General features: G+C 70.5%; 5 protein-coding genes. All 5 read right to left on the bottom strand.

All coding sequences use genetic code 11. From position 1 onward, the window contains the following. Nucleotides 1-128: 128 nt before the first annotated feature. Nucleotides 129-545, bottom strand: a complete 417-nt coding sequence (locus JZ792_RS40790; RefSeq protein ID WP_216918295.1) for a DUF4326 domain-containing protein — start codon at nt 543-545, stop codon at nt 129-131. A 104-nt stretch (nt 546-649) separates the two neighbouring features. Continuing rightward, nucleotides 650-1,066, bottom strand: a complete 417-nt coding sequence (locus JZ792_RS40795; protein WP_216918297.1) for a hypothetical protein — start codon at nt 1,064-1,066, stop codon at nt 650-652. Nucleotides 1,067-1,167: 101 nt separating this feature from the next. Beyond that, complete coding sequence (locus JZ792_RS40800; RefSeq protein ID WP_216918298.1) at nt 1,168-2,724, bottom strand: hypothetical protein; 1,557 nt, start codon at nt 2,722-2,724, stop codon at nt 1,168-1,170. Between the two features lie 401 nt (nt 2,725-3,125). Continuing rightward, nucleotides 3,126-3,527 (bottom strand): hypothetical protein, encoded by a 402-nt coding sequence (locus JZ792_RS40805; protein ID WP_216918299.1) that lies wholly within the window; start codon nt 3,525-3,527, stop codon nt 3,126-3,128. Between the two features lie 23 nt (nt 3,528-3,550). After that, complete coding sequence (locus tag JZ792_RS40810) at nt 3,551-3,937, bottom strand: hypothetical protein (protein WP_216918301.1); 387 nt, start codon at nt 3,935-3,937, stop codon at nt 3,551-3,553. Nucleotides 3,938-4,043: the final 106 nt, after the last annotated feature.

A 4,043-nucleotide genomic window follows, 5' to 3' on the forward strand; every position in this document is an offset into this window, starting at 1 on the left:
GGGACAGATTGAGAAGTGGTGTCGGGTGGACAGTCAGTGGAAGGGGGGCGGGTAGGAGTCGGACGGTCGATCCGGTTCGTACCCACCGATCACGGTTGCCCGGGTGCCTGACGGTCGGGCGTGCTCGGTCACCGGCGGTGCTGGGTCTGGACTGCTGCGAGCGGGTCGAGGTCGGGATCGAGGCTCACTGCGGCGAGGGTGTGGCCGTGGCAGGGCTTGGGTGCGCACCAGCAGCCGAGTACCCGTTGGGTTAGTTCGCCGCGACGCAGGCGGGCGAGCAGGTCGGGCCGGTCGGCGAGGTGGCGGGCGTGCGCGGTGAGTACGTCGGCGCGGTTGCCGTGGCGTCCGAGGACGAAGGGGTTGCCCCAACTGCTGGTGCGGTCGATGGGCACGAACAGGTGGTGGCGGCGTGCCCACTCGATCAGGTGCGCGTGTCCGGCGGCGGCGCGCATCGACACGACGACCGAGCGGCCGGTGGCGAGGGTCTGGTGGAGCTCGGTGATCGTGAGGTGCGCGGGGTCGGCGGGCGGCGCGGAGTGAGTCACGGCGAATGGGTCCTTCCGGTCGGGGTGGGCAGATTGCCGGTGGTGCCCCTTGGTGTGGGTTTGAGCACCCCGACCGGGGAGCGGACGGTCGCTGCCGGTGCCGGTCAGTCCGGTGGGGCGGGGAGGCGCGTCCATCCGTGGGATTGGCAGGTGTAGTGGCGGTCGTCGAGTGCGACGAGGTCGCCGACCGACAGGGACCGCAGTCCTGTCACACCGTGCATCCCTTTGGCGTACCAGGTGTCGGTGTGGATCTGGTCGTTGTCGTGTTCGGGGTGGTCGTTGAATGTGGCGAAGACACGTTCGAGCAGAACCTCGTCGGTGTCGGCGGCCGGGTCGACGCACAGCATGTAGGTGTAGGCCAGAGTGACGGGCGCGTCGGGCCGGTACCCGGTCAATAGCGCGGTCGGGTCGGTGTTGAGGTAGACCCGCACCCGGACCTCGCCCGGGTGGGGTGCGGGTACGGACACGGCGGCCCGCAGCGCGCGCAGTGCGCGGCGGGCGCGGTTCGGGAGTCGATGCACGACGGGTGCTCCTGTCGGATCGGGGGTTGGTGGTCCGGTCCGCCGCGGGGGTCGACACCGCGGCGGACCGGCGAACAAGGCGAGCGTGGATCGAGCCGGGGTCAGGCCACTGCTGCGGCGTGGCCGTTGGTGGGCACGAGTCCGAGGTCGATGCGGCAGTCTGTGCAGTAGTTGTCGGCGTGCACGATGCCGTTTCGGGCGCAGGCGTCGCAGCGGCTGATGCGCTGCCCGGCCCCGAGCGCGGAACCGCCCCGGCGCGGCCGACGCGCGGCGGTGGGGCGGGGTGCGCGTTCGGGCTGTTCGAGGTTGGCCGCCATCCATCGGGTGATCAGCCGCCAGGTCGGTCCGGTGTTCGCCGCGGCAGCGCGTACCCGATCCAGCAACGCGCGCACCTGCACGGGATGAGCGGCGGCGATGTGGGTGCAACGGGATTCGACGAAGCTCCGCATCCCGAACCCGAGAGGCAGTGCGGGGATGCCGGGGTGGCCGTCGGCGCGGCACACATCGCAGAGCCCGTCGTCGCTGACCACGATCCCGTGCCGGGTGTGGAAGGGTCGGCGGTCGGCGGCGGGCCGGTCGATCCAGCAACCCAGGCACGGCCACCCGAGATAGGGCGTCATCGCCGCGAGGTCGTAGTCCAACCCTGAGCCCTGCCAGGTGGATTCACGGATGTCGAGTTCGCTGTAGGGCAGATACTCGTCACGGTCACTCGGCATCGGGAGCCCGGTGCGCCGGATGGCGAAGCGCGACTGGTCGGCCGTGGTGATCCGTGGCGGGAACTGTGGCCGGGTGCGGCGGGCACGCGCGGAGGGTTCGGGCTCGACGTCGTGTCCGCGCAGAAAATCCCGGGCCGCGTCCTCGAGACCTGCGTACCGGCGCGCGGGCGTGATGTGGCGCTCGGGGAGTTCGGGGGCGAGCAGATGCCGGTCGGCTTCGGTGTAGCACTCGGCGACGTGCAGGAAGTAGGAGCGGTCCCACAGCTCGGCTTGCACATGCGCCCACACCTGCCCGGCCTTCTTCCGCGGTTCGGGTACCGGCGGGGTGCGGTCGTCGTCGACGGCGGTGTCGATGGCGTACAACCGACGCGCGGCATAGCCGGAGTATTCACGCTGGCGGCGTTCGGCGACCGCGAGGTCACGCGCGCGGTGGCGCAGGCTCACCAGCCCGGGGGCGGGGACGCGGGCACGGCGTGCGGCGATCTTGTCGGGCTGGTAGCGGGCGGCGTCGGTGGCCGCGGTCGGGGTGGCGGTGTAGCGGTCGCGGGAGCGTCGGTCGCGGATGGAGCGGCGCACCCATTCGGCGGCCTCGATCCCCACCTCGGACTGTGCGGGCAGTTCGGGCCGGTAGAGGCCGGGGTCGCCGTCGGCGGTGTGGTCGATGATCATGGCGCGCAGCTCGGGTCGGGACTTGGCCATCCAGCCGAGCTGGCGGGCCGCGGTCTTCCAGGGGGAGCGCTCCATGCGCGCCGCGGCGTGCTCGAGCAGTTCGCGCTCGGCCGGGGAAGCCAGTGCCAGCACGTCGATGAAACGCTCTCGTGCGCGGTCGGGATCGGTGTCGAGCAGGTATTCGATCTCACCGAGCGCGGCGGTGAAGGGGGTGAGGGTCTCGGCGATTTCGGTGACGGTCTCGGTAACGGGTGCGTTCAGCGTTGCGGTCATCACTGGGTCCTGTTCTGTCGTGGAAACAGCTCGGCCCCGTGCCGGACGCACACGCGATGTGTACGTACTCCGGCACGGGGCTGGGCGGCTGGTCGTCTGACCCGCCTGAGTGCGATCGACCAGGGTGGGAGCCCGACACGGCGCAGGGAACGCGCCGAAAGGGCGACGCCGAATTCGCTGCGCATCACCACCCGGCCGCCGGAGACGAGACATGCGGCGCACTGGGCGAATTCGGTGACGGCCGGGCGCGGGCCCGTAGCCGTGGCGGGCTCACGCGCTGGTAGCACTCAGACAGGCGGGTCAGACGGCCAGACGGTCAGCCCTCACCAACCGCAACCCTCTGATCGCTGACGCGACCGGCACCGGGGCGCTGGTCGCCTTCTCGTCGGCGGGCGGAGTGCTCAGAACGGTGCGCTGTATGCGTCGAGTGCGGTGATCAGCGCGTGGCGTTGGGCGAGGAGCTGGTCGAGGATGTGACGGACGGCTTCGGCCCGGGTGGCGTCGGGATGGGGGTGGGTGAAGGTCTCGGCGACGTCCAGACTCCCGCTGGCCAGCCGCAGCTGTTGGCTCACCTCGACGATCAGGACCAGGTGTGCGTTGTCGAAGCGCCACAACACGATCTCGCTGAGATCATCGCGCAGCTGCCCACTCAGGGCATAGATCGCGGTGTTCAGGACCTCTTCGATGTCCTCGATCGTCCGGATCGGGATCGGCTCGAGGCGCAGGACGCCGCGCGAGAGCAGTCGCTCGAGGTCGGCCTCGGTGATGGTGTCGGGCACGGCGACTTCCTTTCGGACGGGCACGGCGACTTCCTTCGGAATCGGTGTCAGGTGTGTGGGTCGCGGTCCAGGCCGATCCACGCGTGTTGCCAGGCGGCGGTGAAGGTGGTGGCGTTCTCGGCGGCGCTGACGGGGTCGTCGTGGGACTGGGTGGCGTCGTAGATGACGACGGTCCAGCTGTCGATGTCGCCGCGGTGGTCGGCGAGTCCGGCGTCGATGCTGGTGATCAGGACGTAGAGGGTGCCGGTCGGGTCGATGATCGGCCCGGCCTCGGCCTCGATGGCCACGAACGCGAACATCGGGATTCCGCCGGTGTCGACGACGCGGGGATTGCCGCCGATCAGGGTCAGGAACTCGACTTCGGGACGGTGGGCGGCCAGTAGCGGGGCCGCGATGTGTTCGGGCGCGGGAGCATTGGGGGAGTCGATGGGCATACCGCCGTCCTGTCTGTCGCCGGAGTGGTGCGCTCACCGCGCCGCAGGCTCGGCCGGGCAGTGTGGGTGCGTATGCGAGCCGGGAGGGGGGCTGTCTCTTATACAC

Origin of the sequence: Nocardia noduli, from assembly GCF_019038455.1 — a bacterium.
Classification (GTDB): Bacteria; Actinomycetota; Actinomycetes; order Mycobacteriales; family Mycobacteriaceae; genus Nocardia; species Nocardia noduli.